The 16,581-nt window shown below is 44.6% G+C and carries 14 protein-coding genes and 2 tRNA genes; 13 read left to right on the top strand and 3 right to left on the bottom strand.

The features are described 5' to 3' along the window. Positions 1 to 70 precede the first annotated feature (70 nt). Both dacB and AB4486_RS04840 read right to left on the bottom strand, forming a co-directional pair. The gene (gene dacB / locus AB4486_RS04845; protein ID WP_372116597.1) at positions 71 to 1,504 is read right to left on the bottom strand and encodes a serine-type D-Ala-D-Ala carboxypeptidase; all 1,434 of its coding nucleotides are present in this window, start codon (positions 1,502 to 1,504) and stop codon (positions 71 to 73) included. A 112-nt stretch (positions 1,505 to 1,616) separates the two neighbouring features. Then, positions 1,617 to 2,696: a porin gene (locus AB4486_RS04840; RefSeq protein WP_372116595.1), complete on the bottom strand. Its 1,080-nt coding sequence runs from the start codon at positions 2,694 to 2,696 to the stop codon at positions 1,617 to 1,619. Between the two features lie 513 nt (positions 2,697 to 3,209). Between AB4486_RS04840 and greA the strand changes: the two genes are divergently transcribed. After that, on the top strand, positions 3,210 to 3,683 hold the full coding sequence (gene greA, locus AB4486_RS04835; RefSeq protein ID WP_008222155.1) for a transcription elongation factor GreA: 474 nt from the start codon (positions 3,210 to 3,212) through the stop codon (positions 3,681 to 3,683). A gap of 126 nt (positions 3,684 to 3,809) precedes the next feature. On the opposite strand, the gene yhbY is transcribed toward greA, so the two are convergent. Continuing rightward, the gene (gene yhbY, locus AB4486_RS04830) at positions 3,810 to 4,106 is read right to left on the bottom strand and encodes a ribosome assembly RNA-binding protein YhbY (RefSeq protein ID WP_004738252.1); all 297 of its coding nucleotides are present in this window, start codon (positions 4,104 to 4,106) and stop codon (positions 3,810 to 3,812) included. A gap of 114 nt (positions 4,107 to 4,220) precedes the next feature. Between yhbY and rlmE the strand changes: the two genes are divergently transcribed. The 12 genes from rlmE to truB all read left to right on the top strand — a co-directional run bounded on the left by rlmE (position 4,221) and on the right by truB (position 16,491). Further along, the gene (gene rlmE, locus AB4486_RS04825) at positions 4,221 to 4,850 is read left to right on the top strand and encodes a 23S rRNA (uridine(2552)-2'-O)-methyltransferase RlmE (protein WP_017059396.1); all 630 of its coding nucleotides are present in this window, start codon (positions 4,221 to 4,223) and stop codon (positions 4,848 to 4,850) included. Between the two features lie 107 nt (positions 4,851 to 4,957). Further along, positions 4,958 to 6,925, top strand: coding sequence for an ATP-dependent zinc metalloprotease FtsH (gene ftsH / locus AB4486_RS04820; RefSeq protein WP_017068905.1), 1,968 nt, complete (start codon positions 4,958 to 4,960; stop codon positions 6,923 to 6,925). Positions 6,926 to 7,013: 88 nt separating this feature from the next. Next, a complete protein-coding gene (folP, locus tag AB4486_RS04815; RefSeq protein WP_372116594.1) occupies positions 7,014 to 7,844 on the top strand; it encodes a dihydropteroate synthase in 831 nt (276 codons plus the stop codon). A 21-nt stretch (positions 7,845 to 7,865) separates the two neighbouring features. Further along, complete coding sequence (gene glmM, locus AB4486_RS04810; protein ID WP_017059393.1) at positions 7,866 to 9,206, top strand: phosphoglucosamine mutase; 1,341 nt, start codon at positions 7,866 to 7,868, stop codon at positions 9,204 to 9,206. A gap of 294 nt (positions 9,207 to 9,500) precedes the next feature. Continuing rightward, on the top strand, positions 9,501 to 9,833 hold the full coding sequence (secG, locus tag AB4486_RS04805) for a preprotein translocase subunit SecG (RefSeq protein WP_017059392.1): 333 nt from the start codon (positions 9,501 to 9,503) through the stop codon (positions 9,831 to 9,833). A gap of 16 nt (positions 9,834 to 9,849) precedes the next feature. Further along, positions 9,850 to 9,934 (top strand) — tRNA-Leu (locus tag AB4486_RS04800). Positions 9,935 to 9,987: 53 nt separating this feature from the next. Continuing rightward, positions 9,988 to 10,064 (top strand) — tRNA-Met (locus AB4486_RS04795). Positions 10,065 to 10,298: 234 nt separating this feature from the next. Further along, entirely contained in the window at positions 10,299 to 10,754 is a 456-nt protein-coding gene (gene rimP, locus AB4486_RS04790; protein WP_004738265.1) for a ribosome maturation factor RimP, read from the top strand. 35 nt (positions 10,755 to 10,789) lie between these two features. Beyond that, positions 10,790 to 12,277 carry a transcription termination factor NusA gene (gene nusA / locus AB4486_RS04785; protein WP_017059230.1) on the top strand — a complete coding sequence of 496 codons (1,488 nt, stop codon included), beginning with the start codon at positions 10,790 to 10,792 and terminating at the stop codon, positions 12,275 to 12,277. Positions 12,278 to 12,299: 22 nt separating this feature from the next. Further along, positions 12,300 to 14,990, top strand: coding sequence for a translation initiation factor IF-2 (infB, locus tag AB4486_RS04780; protein ID WP_017059231.1), 2,691 nt, complete (start codon positions 12,300 to 12,302; stop codon positions 14,988 to 14,990). 134 nt (positions 14,991 to 15,124) lie between these two features. Next, entirely contained in the window at positions 15,125 to 15,538 is a 414-nt protein-coding gene (rbfA, locus tag AB4486_RS04775) for a 30S ribosome-binding factor RbfA (protein WP_017065964.1), read from the top strand. Further along, positions 15,538 to 16,491, top strand: coding sequence for a tRNA pseudouridine(55) synthase TruB (gene truB, locus AB4486_RS04770; protein ID WP_017059233.1), 954 nt, complete (start codon positions 15,538 to 15,540; stop codon positions 16,489 to 16,491). The genes rbfA and truB overlap by 1 nt, the downstream gene beginning before the upstream one ends. Positions 16,492 to 16,581: the final 90 nt, after the last annotated feature.

The following is a 16,581-nucleotide window of genomic DNA, read 5'->3' as shown; positions in this document are numbered from 1 at the left end:
TGGCGCTGCAGATTGAAGGTCTTCAGCGCCATTTTTATTATTAAACTAGAAGCTTACACAAAGCTAAGCATTACTTAGATTTGCTTTGTGGTTGACTGAACTCGACCACATCTTTGTAGAAAGCACGTTCAAACTGGGTGATTGGTGCTTCCACTGGTTTGTCTGGATCTTGTTCTTCAGGGAAGTAATCACGGACAAATTGCACAAACAGAGAGTTTGGTTTTCCCGCTTTATCCAATCCGTATCCCGCCATGTTGTAACTGCCGTATAGAGAACCACTTTTGGCGATAATGTTGCCTTGAATCGGTGCTTTTCTCATGCTTTGACGGTATTTGAGCGTTCCATCAGTACCAGATCTAGGCATAGCCTCAATCAGGTTGAGCTGTTGATCGTTTTCCCAGATATAACGAAGCACTTGAGCCATGGTCTGTGACCTCATTCGGTTGTTTCTGGATAACCCTGAACCATCGACGAGCTGCGCTTTACTGAGGTCAATATTAGCCTTGGTCAGCAGTATCTGCTTTATCGCTTCAGTACCGTTATTGAAGCTACCCGGTTGAACATAAAATGTCGCTCCTAGCGTTTTAGTTAGATTATCTGCGATAAGGTTATCCGACTTCTTGAGCATGATATCGAGCAGTTCAGGAAGCTTTTCTGAGTTGTGACTAGCGACTAACGTGGTTTTGTCTGCTTTCGCTTTTTTACCAATAATCACATCACCTTTTACTTCTATTTTCAGTTCTTTGAGAAGCGATGTCACGACTTGATAGGTGTAAAGTTCTGGATTTTGAATCGCGAACTTGAGTGGCAGTGGCTTTTTACGCTCAACCAAGCAACCAGAGAGCTTGTAAGCGTTATCTGGTGTGGTGATGAGTTCCAAGTCGCATTGTGTCGCCTTCTGCCCAGAGCGAGTTACCGTGGCAGCGGTGGTCGTCACGTCTATCGGATAGTGAGCGGGAATATAAACGCGAGTGCTGCCATTACCTTTTGTATAAATAGAGGCTTGTGCGCAGTTGCTGTCCAAGGTCATTGCACTAGAAGGCGCGCTGTAACAAACGCCTAAAATGTCCCAAGGCCAACCCACCGCGCGTTGATAGCCCGTATAAGTCGAGTTATCGAGATACAGGTTACCGTTAATGGTTTTAGATTGTGATTTAGTATATTGAGCTAAAAGCCTTTTTAGATGTTCTCGTTGTAGCGTTGGGTCACCGCTGAATGAGATCACAACATCTTCATTAGAACGAGCTATGTTGGTCGTGTAGTGAAAGTCATCCCCCAATTCCAACTTGGCTGCCAAAGCCGTAACCAGTTTTAAAGTGCTGGCTGGTGGATAAAAGCCATCAGTGTCGGTATTCATTCCATTTGAATTACCACTCAATGATTGCAGTATTAAGCTTGTACTACTGCCATCGGGCAGTTTATCAAGAGGGGCATATGCGAAAGCGGTAAGTGAGTAACTACCAAGTGATAAGCTACATAGAAGTAGAGTGGATAGAAGGCGCATAGAAGATTTCTTGGATGGCTGATGTTTTCAAGTATACAGATATAAAAAACGCCCGCTAGGTAGCGGGCGTTTTGATTCTCAATTAACTAATTAATCAATTAGGTAATCAGAATTAGAAGTCGTAACGTAGACCTAGAGCGATTTCGTCTTCAGCGTCTGCAGAGCTTGCTTTGCCGTTTTTCACTAGGTTTGTTGTACCGATCTTGTCGCCTTCAGAGATTAGGTTGAAGTTGTACGAGATGTAAGTACGGAAGTTAGGCTTGAAGTAATAAGTTGCATCAATTGCAACGTTATCTGCAGAAGTTTCACCGTCAGTTTCTGCGTTGTTGTACGTTAGAGTAAACGCTGTCTTATCTAGCGTGTATGCAGTTGCAAATTCGTAACCTGTGTAGTCTACAGATTTGTTGCTGTACTCAAAAACGTTACCTTGTGCATCTTCAAAAACTGCTTGTTTTTCACCATCAGTAAATACACCAGCGAAGTAGAAGTTGCTCATGCGGTAAGATGCAGAAAGCATGTATTCATTAGATTGATCTTGGTCTGCGTAACCAGCACCTAGCTTAACGCCAGAATCACCGATTGCGTAGATAGCAGATAGAGAGTAGCCATCTTTACCGTTGTCGTTGAACTCACCGCTAGTTTCAGAACGGTCAGCAAAGCGGTAGCTTGCTTTTAGGCCTAGGTCTTGGAATTGGCCTTTGTAAGAAAGCATGTTGTCAGAACGGTCAGCTACTGCGATTTTGTCTGCAGCAGAGTTACCGTGGTAAGACATGATATCGGTAAAGTCAGTGATAACGCCTAGCGCTCCGTCGTTTTTACCGTAAGTTACTTCACCGAATGTACCGCCTAGACCTGCGTACGTGTAACGGTTAGTGATGTCGCCGTCGTTGTTATCAGTAGAGCCGCCGTTTTCAGCAGTTGTGAATTCGCCTTCGTAGAAACCAACACCGTATAGGCCGTCTTGGATTTCAACTTTACCTAGGAAGTTTAGACGTACACGAGAGTTGTCTTGTGCTTTGCCATCTTTTAGAGATAGACGAGCTTCAGCACGGCCACCGATTTCTAGAGAAGTGCCGTTTGAGCTGTATACAGATGTACCTTCGATACCACCAGCTTGTTTACCGTCCGCTGCCACTGCGTTAGTAGCAAGAGCTGCAGCAGATACAGCAAGCGCGATCATAGTCTTGTTCATGTTATTATTTCCTAATTACTGTCCATAGAAGTTTTATCAAGGATTTGAACCCTTTTGTGTATTGCCTGTATTAATCAGGCTTCATAATCATGATTAGAACAGAAGTCTGAAAAATGCCAGTGCAATCCATGGGTTACTTTTTACCTCTAAAGTTCCATGGTCAGTTAGTAAAATGATATAAAACTAAAAAATGAACACTGTTTTATTATATCTCTTGTTGATTAAGTGTTTGTTTTAAAGTGATTTTTATAAAAGTGTGATCTGTGTTTATTTTGTTTGTTTTTTGTTTTTTTAGGTATTTAATTCTCAACTTATTGATGGGGAGGTTATTATTCATTTTTGTGATGTCTGTAATTTAGACCTAGATAAAGCTTTTATAACGCAAAGTGGAATAAAGGTGATTTAGCCATAAAGTTTGTTTACACTAAGCCAAATCGTTTTGTTTCTATCACCCAATAAATACGTTGGGTGTATTTATGTTGGCCAAAGAAAGCTTTGGCATAGAGGTAAAAAATGGAAAAGGTTCCAATGACAGTACGTGGCGCTCAGCAGCTACGTGACGAATTAGATCGCCTACTTAAGCTACGCCCTGTTATCTCAGCAGCTATTGGTGAAGCACGTGAACTAGGTGACCTGAAAGAGAATGCTGAATACCACGCCGCTCGTGAAGAGCAGGGTATTTGTGAAGCTCAGATCCGTGATATTGAATATAAGCTATCACTGGCTCAGATCATCGATGTAACTCAGATGGAAAATACGGGTAAGATTATCTTTGGTACAACAGTCACTCTGATTGATGTTGATACAGACGAAGAGTACCGTTACCAAATCGTTTCTGAAGACGAAGCAGATATCAAAACTGGCCGTATCTCAGTGAAATCACCAATTGCTCGTGGTCTTATCGGTAAGATGGAAGGCGACGAAGTGATGATTTCGACTCCTGGCGGTGATAAAGATTACGAAATTGACAAAGTAGAATATATCTAATTGAATTTTCTTTGTTTCTGATAAGTAAAAAGGTCGCTAAATGCGACCTTTTTCGTTTCTCACGCTACACTAAAAGATAAGCGCACTGGCTATCCCTTTGTGAAGCTAGCTTATTATACGGCTAACTTACTTACGTGGAATCTCGATTTTACGTGCTTCTGATTGACGGAATAGTACTAGAACTTTACCGATAGTCTGTACTTTCTCAGCTTTAGTTTCACGTACAATTGCATCGATAATCAGCTGCTTAGTTTCACGGTCTTCTGATGCAACTTTAATTTTGATCAGTTCGTGGTGATCTAGAGCTAATTCGATTTCCGCTAGAACAGCTTCAGTAAGTCCATTTGCGCCCATTAGCACTACAGGTTTTAAACTGTGAGCTAGGCCCTTTAGATGCTGCTTTTGTTTGGTACTTAGGTTCATTACGCGGCCAATTTTCTTTACTATTAGGGTTGAAAAAACCTATTTTAACGCCATCTAATGCTGAAGACTATAATTTATTCGGCAATTAGTACTTTCCTCCACTTTAGGTATCCAATGAGCAAACAGAAACACTCGGCCAGTTCAGGCCGTTGGTTGAAGGAACACTTCGACGACAAGTACGCAAACGAAGCAAGAAAGAAAGGCTATCGCTCACGTGCTTATTTCAAAATGGAAGAGATTCAAACGAAAGATAAATTGCTGTCTCCTGGGATGACCATTGTGGATTTGGGTGCAGCACCTGGCGGTTGGTCTCAATATGCTGCTAAGATTGTTGGAGACAACGGACAAATCATTGCGTGTGACTTGTTACCAATGGATCCGATTGCTGGTGTTAGCTTTTTACAAGGCGATTTCCGCGAAGAAGCTGTGCTAGATGCCTTGTTGGAACGTATACAACCAAACATGGTTGATGTCGTGATGTCAGATATGGCACCTAATATAGCAGGCAACAATTCTGTGGATCAGCCAAGAGCTATGTATTTAGTTGAATTAGCTTTGGATATGTGTCGACAAGTTCTAGCTACCAATGGTAGTTTTGTTGTAAAAGTATTCCAAGGCGAAGGGTTTGACCAATACGTTAAGGACGTCCGCGAGATGTTTAAAACAGTAAAAGTTAGAAAACCCGACTCTTCTCGAGCTCGATCTCGTGAAGTGTTTATCGTAGCCACTGGTTACAAAGGTTAACGATTCTCTTCCAAGAGTGAGAGTTAACAACATGGCTACAGGTTACAAACTGTAGTACCCTACCTTTAATTACAATTAGTTATCGAGAGGCTTACACCTTGAGTGACATGGCAAAAAATTTAATTCTGTGGCTTGTTATCGCGGTAGTGTTGATGTCGGTATTCCAGAGCTTCGGCCCTGGGGAAAGTAACGGCAGAGCAGTAGATTACACCACGTTTGTACAGGAAGTTGGCCAAGGCCAGATTCAAGACGCACAGTTCAATAACAGCGAAATCACTTTCACACGTCGTGGTGGTGGTTCTAAGTATGTAACTTACATGCCTGTTTATGATCAAAAGCTACTTGATGACTTAATTAATCAAAACGTAAAAGTTCAGGGTACACCACCTGAAGAGCAGAGCCTGCTTGGCACTATCTTCATCTCATGGTTCCCAATGATCTTACTGATTGGTGTATGGATTTTCTTCATGCGTCAAATGCAAGGCGGCGGCGGCGGTAAAGGCGCGATGTCTTTCGGTAAGAGTAAAGCTCGAATGATGAGCGAAGAACAAATCAAAACCATGTTTGCTGATGTTGCTGGTTGTGACGAAGCAAAAGAAGACGTGAAAGAGCTTGTGGACTACCTTCGTGACCCAAGCCGATTCCAAAAGCTAGGTGGTAAGATCCCGACAGGTATCCTGTTGGTTGGTCCTCCTGGTACGGGTAAAACATTGCTTGCAAAAGCGATTGCCGGTGAAGCGAAAGTACCGTTCTTTACTATCTCTGGTTCTGACTTCGTTGAAATGTTTGTTGGTGTTGGTGCATCTCGTGTGCGTGACATGTTCGAACAAGCGAAGAAAGCGGCACCTTGTATCATCTTTATCGATGAAATTGATGCTGTAGGTCGTCAACGTGGCGCTGGTGTTGGTGGTGGTCACGATGAACGTGAACAAACACTGAACCAAATGTTGGTTGAGATGGATGGTTTCGAAGGTAACGAAGGTATTATCGTTATCGCTGCGACTAACCGTCCAGACGTACTAGACCCTGCATTACTTCGTCCTGGTCGTTTTGACCGTCAAGTTGTGGTTGGTCTACCGGATGTACGTGGTCGTGAACAGATTCTTAAAGTACACATGCGTAAAGTGCCACTATCAGGTGATGTTGAACCGTCGCTGATCGCTCGTGGTACTCCAGGCTTCTCTGGTGCAGATCTTGCGAACCTTGTGAACGAAGCGGCGCTATTTGCTGCTCGTGGTAACAAGCGCAATGTATCTATGGTTGAGTTTGAACTTGCGAAAGACAAAATTATGATGGGTGCAGAGCGCCGTTCAATGGTTATGTCTGAAGAAGTGAAAGAGTCAACGGCTTACCACGAAGCGGGTCACGCAATTGTTGGTCGTTTGGTACCTGAACACGATCCAGTGTACAAGGTGTCAATCATTCCACGTGGTCGTGCGCTTGGTGTAACCATGTACTTGCCAGAGCAAGATCGTGTGAGCATGTCTCGCCAACATCTAGAGTCTATGATTTCTAGCCTGTACGGTGGTCGTCTTGCTGAAGAACTTATTTACGGTAAAGACAAAGTGTCAACTGGTGCGTCTAACGATATCGAACGTGCAACTGATATTGCTCGTAAGATGGTTACGCAGTGGGGCTTCTCTGAGAAATTGGGTCCTCTTCTTTACGCAGAAGAAGAAGGTGAAGTTTTCCTAGGTCGCGGCATGAGCCAAGCTAAGCACGTTTCTGATGACACGACTAAGCTTATCGATGAAGAGATTCGTATCCTTATCGACCGTAACTACGATAGAGCTAAGAAGATTCTTGAAGATAACATGGATATCATGCATTCGATGAAAGACGCTCTAATGAAGTTCGAAACGATCGATGCAGGTCAAATTGATGACTTGATGGAGCGTAAGCAAGAGATTCGTGATCCAGCTGGTTGGGGTGATCAGGTAAAAGCTGAACCTACAAAGGAAGAAGCAAAACCTGAAGCTAAGGCAGAAGAAGCTAAAGCGGAACCAAAAGCTGAAGAGTCGAAAGTTGAAGAAGTTAAATCTGAAACAGATGATGCTCAAAACAAAGATTCTTAATTGCTAAGTTATAAATTAAAACCCTGAGTACGCTCAGGGTTTTTCAGTTTCTAGCCCTAGATGTTTTTACCTTTAAGACCCACCTTCCATGATATTAAAAGCACACAATAAAACGCTCGTTTTAGACCGCCCACATGTGATGGGTATCCTCAATGTTACGCCTGACTCTTTCTCTGATGGCGGAAAATTCAATTCATTAGATAGTGCTCTACTGCAAGCAGAGCGAATGATTCAAGCTGGTGTTAGCATTATTGACATTGGTGGTGAGTCAACTCGCCCGGGAGCACCTGATGTACCTTTAGAAGAAGAGCTCGCTCGCGTTATTCCTGCCATTAAAGCAATTCGCGCTAAGTTTGATGTGTGGATCTCCATTGATACCAGTAAAGCTGAAGTGATGCGCCAAGCCGTTGAAGCGGGGGCTGATTTGATCAATGATGTGCGCGCACTACAAGAGCCCGGAGCTCTGGAAGCGGCCGCCGATGCTAATGTGCCAGTTTGCCTGATGCACATGAAAGGTCAGCCAAGAACCATGCAAGCTAACCCTAATTACGATGATGTCCTAATGGATGTTGAAGCGTTCTTAAAAGAAAGGGTGGAGGCTTGTGAGGCTGTTGGTATATCAAAAGATCAGCTGATTCTGGATCCTGGTTTTGGTTTTGGTAAAACCATTGAGCATAATTACCACCTATTAGCGCACCTTGAAAAGTTTCACAGGCTTGGGTTGCCAGTCTTAGCGGGGATGTCGAGAAAGTCGATGATCTTTAAGCTACTAGACAAAGCTCCAGCAGATTGCATGGTTGCTAGCGTCACTTGCGCTACCATCGCTGCAATCAAAGGCGCACAAATTATTCGCGTTCATGATGTCGAGGAGACACTGGAAGCGATGAAAATAATCGAAGTGATGAACAACAATCACTAAATATAATTAAGGAAAATCACTATGTCTGATAAAAGACGTTATTTCGGCACAGATGGTGTGCGTGGCAAAGTAGGCCAGTACCCGATTACACCTGATTTTGTTCTGAAGCTTGGCTGGGCTGCGGGTCGTGTTCTTGCGAAGCAAGGCACAAAGAAAGTCATCATTGGTAAAGATACTCGTATCTCTGGTTACATGCTTGAGTCAGCGCTAGAAGCTGGCCTTGCTGCTGCTGGTCTTCAGGCTACGTTTACTGGCCCAATGCCAACACCTGCTGTGGCTTACCTAACTCAAACCTTCCGCGCTGAAGCAGGGATCGTTATCTCTGCATCACACAACCCATACTACGATAACGGTATCAAGTTCTTCTCTTCTGAGGGAACAAAACTGCCGGACGATATCGAGTTGGCAATTGAAGCAGAGTTGGATAAAGACATCGAATGTGTTGATTCTTCAGAGCTAGGTAAAGCAGTACGTTTGAACGATGCGGCTGGCCGTTACATCGAGTTCTGTAAAAGTACGTTCCCACATAAAATGACATTAGCTGGCATGAAGATCGTTATCGATTGTGCACATGGTGCGACTTACCACATTGCGCCTGCTGTATTTAAAGAACTGGGTGCTGAGGTCGTTGCGATTGGTGTTGAGCCAAACGGGACTAACATCAACCACGAAGTCGGTGCGACGGATGTACGTGCTCTGCAAGCAAAAGTGCTTGAAGAAAAAGCGGCATTAGGTCTTGGCTTTGATGGTGATGGTGACCGTATCATCATGGTTGACGAGCTAGGCAACAAAGTTGATGGCGACCAAATCGCTTACATTATTGCTCGTGATGCACTGCGTCGCGGTGAGTTGAAAGGCGGCGTTGTTGGTACACTAATGACCAACCTGGGTATGGAAAACGGCCTTAAGCAGTTAGGTATTCCGTTTGTACGTGCTGCTGTTGGTGACCGTTACGTAATGGAACAGCTTCTTGCTAAAGGCTGGAAGATCGGCGCTGAAAACTCGGGGCACGTTATCCTACTAGATAAAGTGACGACGGGTGATGCTATCGTTGCTGCTCTGCAAGTTTTGGCTTCAGTTGTGGATAGCGAAATGACACTGAATGAGTTGTCTCAGGGCATGACGTTGTACCCTCAAGTTCTAGAAAACGTTCGTTTCAGCGGAGATTCAAACCCACTAGAAGCCGAAGCGGTAAAAGCAGCGGTTGTTGAAGTAGAAGCAGAGCTTGGCGAGAAAGGCCGTGTACTATTACGCAAGTCTGGTACCGAGCCACTACTGCGTGTCATGGTTGAAGGCGAAGATGCAGAGCTTGTTCAAGCATCAGCGCTTAAGATTGCAGATGCAGTAAAAGCAAACTGCTAATTTAACCTTTTACTTAGCTGGCGCAGCGAATAGCGCCTGTGATTAGAAGTGGTTGACTTATATCACGGTCAAAAGATATAACGGTCAAAAGAGACATAAATGAGTTTTGTGTCGCTTTTGACCTTTTTTTGACCATTCACTTGGTAAAGGCTTATTTTTTAGCAAATTCTCCTTGTCAGCCATCGTCGCATTCGCTAGTATTGCTCGGCCTTCAGTTAGGAGGTCGCTAGCCTTGTTCTTAAAAATAGTTTTTTGAACGGCGCTGGCTCAACAATTAGGAACATAGGTGGAAAAATGTTTACAGTTCTACTTGTGATTTACCTGTTGGCAGCGCTTGGTGTAATTGGCCTAGTGTTGATTCAACAAGGTAAAGGCGCAGATATGGGAGCCTCTTTCGGTGCTGGCGCTTCAAACACTGTGTTTGGTGCTGGTGGCTCAGGAAATTTCCTTACCCGAATGACTGCAATTTTTGCAACTACATTTTTTATCCTTAGCTTAGTGCTTGGTAATATGTCTACACATAAAACTGAGTCACAATGGATTGACCCGACCCAAGGTCAGGTGATTCAACAAGCTGATGATGCAGTGAGTGAAGTTCCGGCGCAAGGCGACGAAATTCCACAATAATCTGTAAAGATTTGATGCCGAGATGGTGAAATTGGTAGACACGCTAGCATGAGGTGCTAGTGCCTTAGGGTGTGAGGGTTCGAGTCCCTCTCTCGGCACCATGTTTACAAACTTGTAAAACATCTTGTTGGGCGTATAATGCTCGCAAGTCGGACGCGGGATGGAGCAGTTTGGTAGCTCGTCGGGCTCATAACCCGAAGGTCGTCGGTTCAAATCCGGCTCCCGCAACCAATTTCAATGCTATTATATAGCTTGTATTGGTAGCAAGTTTGCACAGTGTGAACCTCACTGTGAGTTAGGTGCGATATCGAATGTGATGGCACTTAACATATAAGGGTCCAGCAACAAAAACCCCGGCTTATACGGGGTTTTTTGTTATCTAAGCATTTGTAAATGTATTTAGATAATGTTTGCTTGGAATTTAAATTGGGCTTTGAGCCCTTTTTTTGTTTCTGGAGTGGTTAAATGACTGGTTTAGAAAGACAACTTACTGAAATGCTTGACGCTCCAGTAGCAGCATCAGGTTATGAGTTAGTTGGATTAGAATTTATTCGTGCTGGTGAGCACTCAACGCTACGTATTTACATCGATTCACCAAACGGTATCAATGTAGATGATTGCGCTGAAGTTAGCCACCAAGTAAGTGCCGTAATGGACGTTGAAGATCCAATTTCAGTGGCTTATAACCTTGAAGTGTCTTCACCAGGTTTAGAGAGACCACTGTTCAAAGCAGAGCATTACCAACAATTTATTGGTCACGAGGTAAGCATCGTTTTGAAAATGGCTGTCGGCAACCGTCGTAAATGGAAAGGTGATATCCAATCTATCGAAGGCGAGACAGTGAAAGTATTGGTTGAAGGACAAGAAGAAGAATTCGTCCTGAGCAATATTGCGAAAGCTAACCTGATCCCTAAATTTTAGTTCTCCTAGAGAGAAGAGCTTAAGAGGCTAGATTAATGAACAAAGAAATTTTGGCGGTAGTAGAAGCTGTTTCAAATGAGAAAGCAGTTCCTCGTGAGCGTATTTTTGAAGCGCTTGAAATCGCGCTTGCAACGGCAACAAAAAAGAAAAGCGAACTAGAAATTGAAGTTCGTGTTGAAATTGACCGTAAAACGGGTGATTTCGAAACTTTCCGTCGTTGGGAAGCTGTTGAGGAAGTTGAATTCCCAACAAAAGAAATCTCTATTGAAGCTGCAAAGTACGATGACCCAGAGATCGAACTTGGCGGTTTCATTGAAGATGATATCGAATCAGTAACGTTTGACCGTATTACGACTCAAACGGCTAAGCAAGTTATCGTACAGAAAGTACGTGAAGCTGAACGCGCTCAAATCGTTGAGCAGTTCATCGATAACGAAGGCGAGCTAGTAACTGGCGCAGTTAAGAAAGTTAACCGTGACACTATTATTCTAGACCTAGGTAACAACGCTGAAGCGGTAATCCTTCGTGATGACCAACTTCCTCGTGAAAACTTCCGTCCAGGTGACCGTGTTCGTGGTCTTCTTTACGCAGTTAAACCAGAAGCTCGTGGTTTCCAGCTTTTCGTTACTCGTTCGAAGCCAGAAATGCTAGCTGAACTATTCCGTGTTGAAGTGCCTGAGATTGGTGAAGAGCTAATTGAACTTAAAGGTGCTGCACGTGACGCTGGTTCTCGTGCTAAAATCGCTGTGAAAACAAACGACAAACGTATTGACCCAGTTGGTGCGTGTGTTGGTATGCGTGGCGCACGTGTACAAGCTGTTTCTAACGATCTTGGTGGTGAACGTATCGATATCGTTCTTTGGGATGATAACCCGGCTCAATTCGTAATCAACGCAATGGCTCCTGCTGATGTTGCTTCAATCATCGTTGATGAAGACGCACACTCTATGGATATCGCTGTTGAAGCGGATAACCTAGCACAAGCGATTGGCCGTAGCGGTCAAAACGTACGTCTAGCGTCTCAACTTACTGGTTGGGAACTGAACGTAATGACTGTTGCTGATCTTGAGAAGAAGCACCAAGAAGAAGCAGTTGCTTCTATTGAAAACTTCATGAAGCACCTAGACATTGAAGAAGACTTTGCTCAAATGCTTGTTGAAGAAGGCTTCTCTACGCTTGAAGAAGTAGCATACGTTCCTGTGAACGAGCTTCTTGAAGTAGACGGTCTAGACGAAGGTATCGTTGAAGAACTACGTAACCGCGCAAAAGACGCACTGACTACTCTAGCGCTAGCGAAAGAAGAAACTTTCGACGGTGTTGAGCCTGCTGAAGACTTACTTGCACTTGAAGGTCTTGAGCGTGAAATGGCTTACAAGCTAGCAGCAAAAGGCGTTGCGACACTGGAAGACCTAGCTGACCAAGGCGTTGATGAACTAGAAGGCATCGAAGACCTAACTGCAGAGCGTGCAGGCGAGCTAATTATGGCTGCGCGTAACATCTGTTGGTTCGGCGACGAAGAATAATTCAGCAAGGAGAGAAAGCGGTATGACACAATTAACAGTTAAAGCACTGAGTGAAGAGATTGGTACGCCAGTTGACCGCTTAATTGAACAACTTGCTGATGCAGGCATGAAGAAAGCAGGGTCGGATCAAGTGACTGATTCAGAGAAGCAAACATTGCTAACGCACCTTAAAAAGGAGCACGGCGATACTTCAGGCGAAACAGAACCGACTCGTTTAACTCTTCAACGCAAGACCCGCAGCACGCTAAGTGTTGCCGCTGGAGGCGGTAAGAGTAAGGATGTTCAAGTAGAGGTACGTAAAAAGCGTACTTACGTGAAGCGCAGCACTATTGAAGATGAAGCGAAACGTGAAGCTGAGGAAGTAGCTAATCGTGAAGCGGAAGAGAAAGCACAACGCGATGCTGAAGAGCAAGCGAAACGTGATGCTGCAGAGAAAGCACAGCGCGAAGCCGAAGAAAAAGTAACACGTGAAGCGGATGCAAAACGTGAAGCTGAAGAGAAGGCTCAACGCGCACAAGCTGAAAAGGCTAAAAAAGACATGAATTCAAAAAATGCAGACGCTAACGCACAAGCGAAAAAAGAAGCGGATGAACTTAAAGCTCGTCAAGAGCTAGAAGCAACTCGTAAAGCAGAAGCTGAAGCAGCTAAGCTTGTTGAAGAAGCTCGTAAGTTAGCAGAAGAGAACCAAGAACGTTGGTCTGAAGAAGAGAAGAAGAAGAAAGAGCAAGAGAAATCTGCGGATTACCATGTGACTACTTCTACTTACGCTCGTGAAGCTGAAGATGCGGCAGATAAGAAAGATGAGAAAGCACCTCGTCGTCGCAAGAAGAAAGCAGCTCCTGCTAACCAACCTGCAAACAACCGTGGTGGTCGTAACCAACGTGGTCGTGGCGGTAAAGGTAAGCTTGCTAAACCAACTTCAATGCAGCAAGGCTTCGATAAGTCAGCAACTGTTGCTAAATCTGACGTTGCTATCGGCGAAACTATCGTTGTTTCTGAACTGGCTAGCAAAATGTCAGTTAAAGCAACTGAAGTTATCAAAGTAATGATGAAGATGGGCGCTATGGCGACTATCAACCAAGTGATCGACCAAGAAACAGCACAACTTGTTGCTGAAGAAATGGGTCACAAGGTAATCCTACGTAAAGAAAACGAACTTGAAGAAGCAGTACTAGCTGACCGTGATAGCGATGCTATCGCTGAAGGTCGTGCTCCTGTTGTTACTATCATGGGTCACGTTGACCACGGTAAAACTTCAACACTTGATTACATTCGTAAAGCACACGTTGCTTCTGGCGAAGCTGGCGGTATCACGCAGCACATTGGTGCTTACCACGTAGATACTGACAACGGTATGATCACTTTCCTTGATACTCCTGGACACGCGGCGTTTACAGCTATGCGTGCTCGTGGTGCTCAAGCGACAGATATCGTTGTACTTGTAGTTGCAGCAGACGATGGCGTAATGCCACAAACAATCGAAGCAATCCAGCACGCGAAAGCGGCAGGCGTTCCTCTGATTGTTGCTGTGAACAAGATCGATAAAGAGGGTGCAAACCCAGACAACGTTAAGAATGAGCTAGCTCAATACGACGTTATCCCTGAAGAATGGGGTGGTGAGAACATCTTCGTTCACATCTCTGCTAAACAGGGTACAAACATCGATGGTCTTCTAGAAGCTATCCTTCTTCAGTCTGAAGTTCTTGAACTTACAGCGGTTAAAGAAGGCATGGCGTCTGGTGTTGTTGTTGAATCTCGTCTTGATAAAGGTCGTGGTCCAGTTGCAACAGTACTAGTACAGTCTGGTACTCTAAACAAAGGCGATATCGTTCTTTGTGGTCAAGAGTACGGCCGTGTTCGTGCAATGCGTGATGAAAACGGTAAAGACATCGAAACTGCAGGTCCATCTATTCCTGTAGAAATTCTAGGTCTTTCTGGTGTTCCTTCGTCAGGCGATGAAGCGACTGTTGTACGTGATGAGCGTAAAGCACGTGAAGTTGCGAACTACCGTCAAGGTAAATTCCGTGATGTTAAACTAGCTCGCCAACAAAAAGCGAAACTAGAGAACATGTTCGCGAACATGACGGCTGGCGAAGTTGCTGAGCTTAACGTGGTACTTAAAGCTGACGTTCAAGGTTCTGTAGAAGCGATTGCTGACTCTCTACTGAAACTGTCAACTGACGAAGTGAAAGTGAACATCGTAGGTTCTGGTGTTGGTGGTATTACTGAAACTGATGCAACGCTTGCTGCAGCTTCTAACGCTATCATCCTTGGTTTCAACGTTCGTGCTGACGCAACTGCGCGTAACACGGTTCAGAACGAAAACCTAGATCTACGTTACTACTCAATCATTTACCAACTGATTGACGAAGTTAAACAGGCGATGGGCGGTATGCTTGCTCCTGAATTCCGTCAAGAGATTATTGGTCTTGCACAAGTTCGTGACGTATTTAAGTCGCCTAAACTTGGTGCAATCGCTGGTTGTATCGTGACTGAAGGTACGATTAAGCGTAGCAACCCAATCCGCGTACTTCGTGAAAACGTTGTTATCTACGAAGGTGAACTAGAGTCACTTCGTCGCTTTAAAGATGACGTACAAGAAGTTAAGAACGGTTACGAGTGTGGTGTCGGCGTTAAGAACTACAACGACGTTCGCGTTGGTGACCAGATCGAAGTATTCGAAATCGTTGAGGTTAAACGTACTCTAGACTAATCAGTCTGTACGACTCGACATATTGACTAAGGTTACTAACATTACTAGTAAAGGTAATAAGTAATCGGTTGTTGAATACACCATGGGGGGCTGGTAATTACCAAGCCCCCCATCTTTCTAAGTGAGAAAAGAAAATGTCAAAAGAATTTAGCCGCACACAACGTGTGTCTCAGCAGCTTCAAAAAGAGCTTGCTCTTATCCTACAACGTGAAGTTCGTGACTCACGTATTGGTATGGTAACTATCTCAGACGTAGAAGTGTCTCGTGACCTTGCTTACGCAAAAGTGTTCGTGACTTTCCTGTGTGTTGGTGAGCAAACTCCTGAATCATGCCTTAAAGCTCTTAAAGAGCATGAAGTGCCAGTTCGTATGGCTCTTGGTAAGCGTATTCGCCACCGTCTAACGCCTGAAGTTCGTTTTACTTACGACAACACACTAGTAGAAGGCATGCGTATGTCTAACCTAGTAAGTGAAGTTCTGAACGACGACAAGCGTAAGCAAGAAGAAGCTGGCCGCACTGACGAAACTCAGTCTAAGGGCGAAGAGTAATGGCTCGCCGTCGTAAAGGTCGCCCTATCAACGGGGTAATTCTATTAGATAAGCCGACTGGTATTTCGTCTAATGATGCACTGCAAAAAGTAAAGCGTATTTACTTTGCAGAGAAGGCAGGGCACACCGGTGCTCTGGATCCTCTTGCGACTGGCATGCTGCCAATTTGTCTTGGTGAAGCGACGAAGTTCTCTCAGTTTCTTCTAGATTCTGATAAGCGCTACGTTGTTATCGCTAAGCTTGGTGAGCGTACCAATACCTCTGACTCTGATGGTGAAGTGGTAGAGACACGTGATGTTAACGTGACTCAAGAACAGCTTGAGCGTTGCATTGCGAGCTTCAAGGGTGAAACCGATCAGATACCATCAATGTTTTCGGCATTGAAGTATCAAGGTAAGCCTTTGTACGAATACGCACGTGCAGGTATTGAGGTTCCTCGTGAGTCTCGTAAGATCACTGTGTACTCTATTGAACTGCTTCGCTTTGAAGGTGATGAAGTTGAAATGGAAGTGCATTGTTCGAAAGGCACATACATCCGCACAATTACCGACGATCTTGGTGAGATGCTAGGTTGTGGTGCTCACGTGACCATGCTTCGTCGTACAGGTGTCGCGAAGTACCCATACGAGCGTATGGTGACTTTGGAGCAGTTAAACGAGATCTTAGAGCAAGCACAGGCGCAAGAAATTGCACCGAAAGAGCTGCTTGATCCACTGCTGATGCCAATGGACACTGCCGTTGAAGACTTACCAGAAGTAAACCTGAACGCGGAACTGACTGACCTAGTTCAGCACGGTATGCCAGTTCAGGTTGCTGGTGCGCCAACTGAAGGCACGGTTCGTATGACAAGTGGCGAAGAGAAGCTGTTTGTCGGCGTAGCTCAGATTGCTGAAGATGGCCGAGTTGCACCGAAGCGTTTGGTTGTTTTCAGAGATGAAGAGCCACAAGCGTAGCGCTTACATCGGATCTTAGCGCTGAGTCGTGAAAAGTGAGCAAATAAGATAGAAAGCGAACGCCTAATTTAGGTGGTTCGCTTTTTTCGT

It is taken from the genome of Vibrio sp. 10N.222.55.C6 (genome assembly GCF_041473395.1).
Lineage (GTDB): Bacteria > Pseudomonadota > Gammaproteobacteria > Enterobacterales > Vibrionaceae > Vibrio > Vibrio crassostreae_C.
The sequence above is the reverse complement of the archived record's forward strand: the minus strand, read 5'-3'. Positions and strand labels throughout refer to the sequence as shown.

Coding starts and splice junctions, on each gene's coding strand:
- dacB (WP_372116597.1), bottom strand. CDS start 1,504: ATGCGCCTTCTATCCACTCTACTTCTATGTAGCTTATCACTTGGTAGT.
- AB4486_RS04840 (WP_372116595.1), bottom strand. CDS start 2,696: ATGAACAAGACTATGATCGCGCTTGCTGTATCTGCTGCAGCTCTTGCT.
- greA (WP_008222155.1), top strand. CDS start 3,210: ATGGAAAAGGTTCCAATGACAGTACGTGGCGCTCAGCAGCTACGTGAC.
- yhbY (WP_004738252.1), bottom strand. CDS start 4,106: ATGAACCTAAGTACCAAACAAAAGCAGCATCTAAAGGGCCTAGCTCAC.
- rlmE (WP_017059396.1), top strand. CDS start 4,221: ATGAGCAAACAGAAACACTCGGCCAGTTCAGGCCGTTGGTTGAAGGAA.
- ftsH (WP_017068905.1), top strand. CDS start 4,958: ATGGCAAAAAATTTAATTCTGTGGCTTGTTATCGCGGTAGTGTTGATG.
- folP (WP_372116594.1), top strand. CDS start 7,014: ATGATATTAAAAGCACACAATAAAACGCTCGTTTTAGACCGCCCACAT.
- glmM (WP_017059393.1), top strand. CDS start 7,866: ATGTCTGATAAAAGACGTTATTTCGGCACAGATGGTGTGCGTGGCAAA.
- secG (WP_017059392.1), top strand. CDS start 9,501: ATGTTTACAGTTCTACTTGTGATTTACCTGTTGGCAGCGCTTGGTGTA.
- rimP (WP_004738265.1), top strand. CDS start 10,299: ATGACTGGTTTAGAAAGACAACTTACTGAAATGCTTGACGCTCCAGTA.
- nusA (WP_017059230.1), top strand. CDS start 10,790: ATGAACAAAGAAATTTTGGCGGTAGTAGAAGCTGTTTCAAATGAGAAA.
- infB (WP_017059231.1), top strand. CDS start 12,300: ATGACACAATTAACAGTTAAAGCACTGAGTGAAGAGATTGGTACGCCA.
- rbfA (WP_017065964.1), top strand. CDS start 15,125: ATGTCAAAAGAATTTAGCCGCACACAACGTGTGTCTCAGCAGCTTCAA.
- truB (WP_017059233.1), top strand. CDS start 15,538: ATGGCTCGCCGTCGTAAAGGTCGCCCTATCAACGGGGTAATTCTATTA.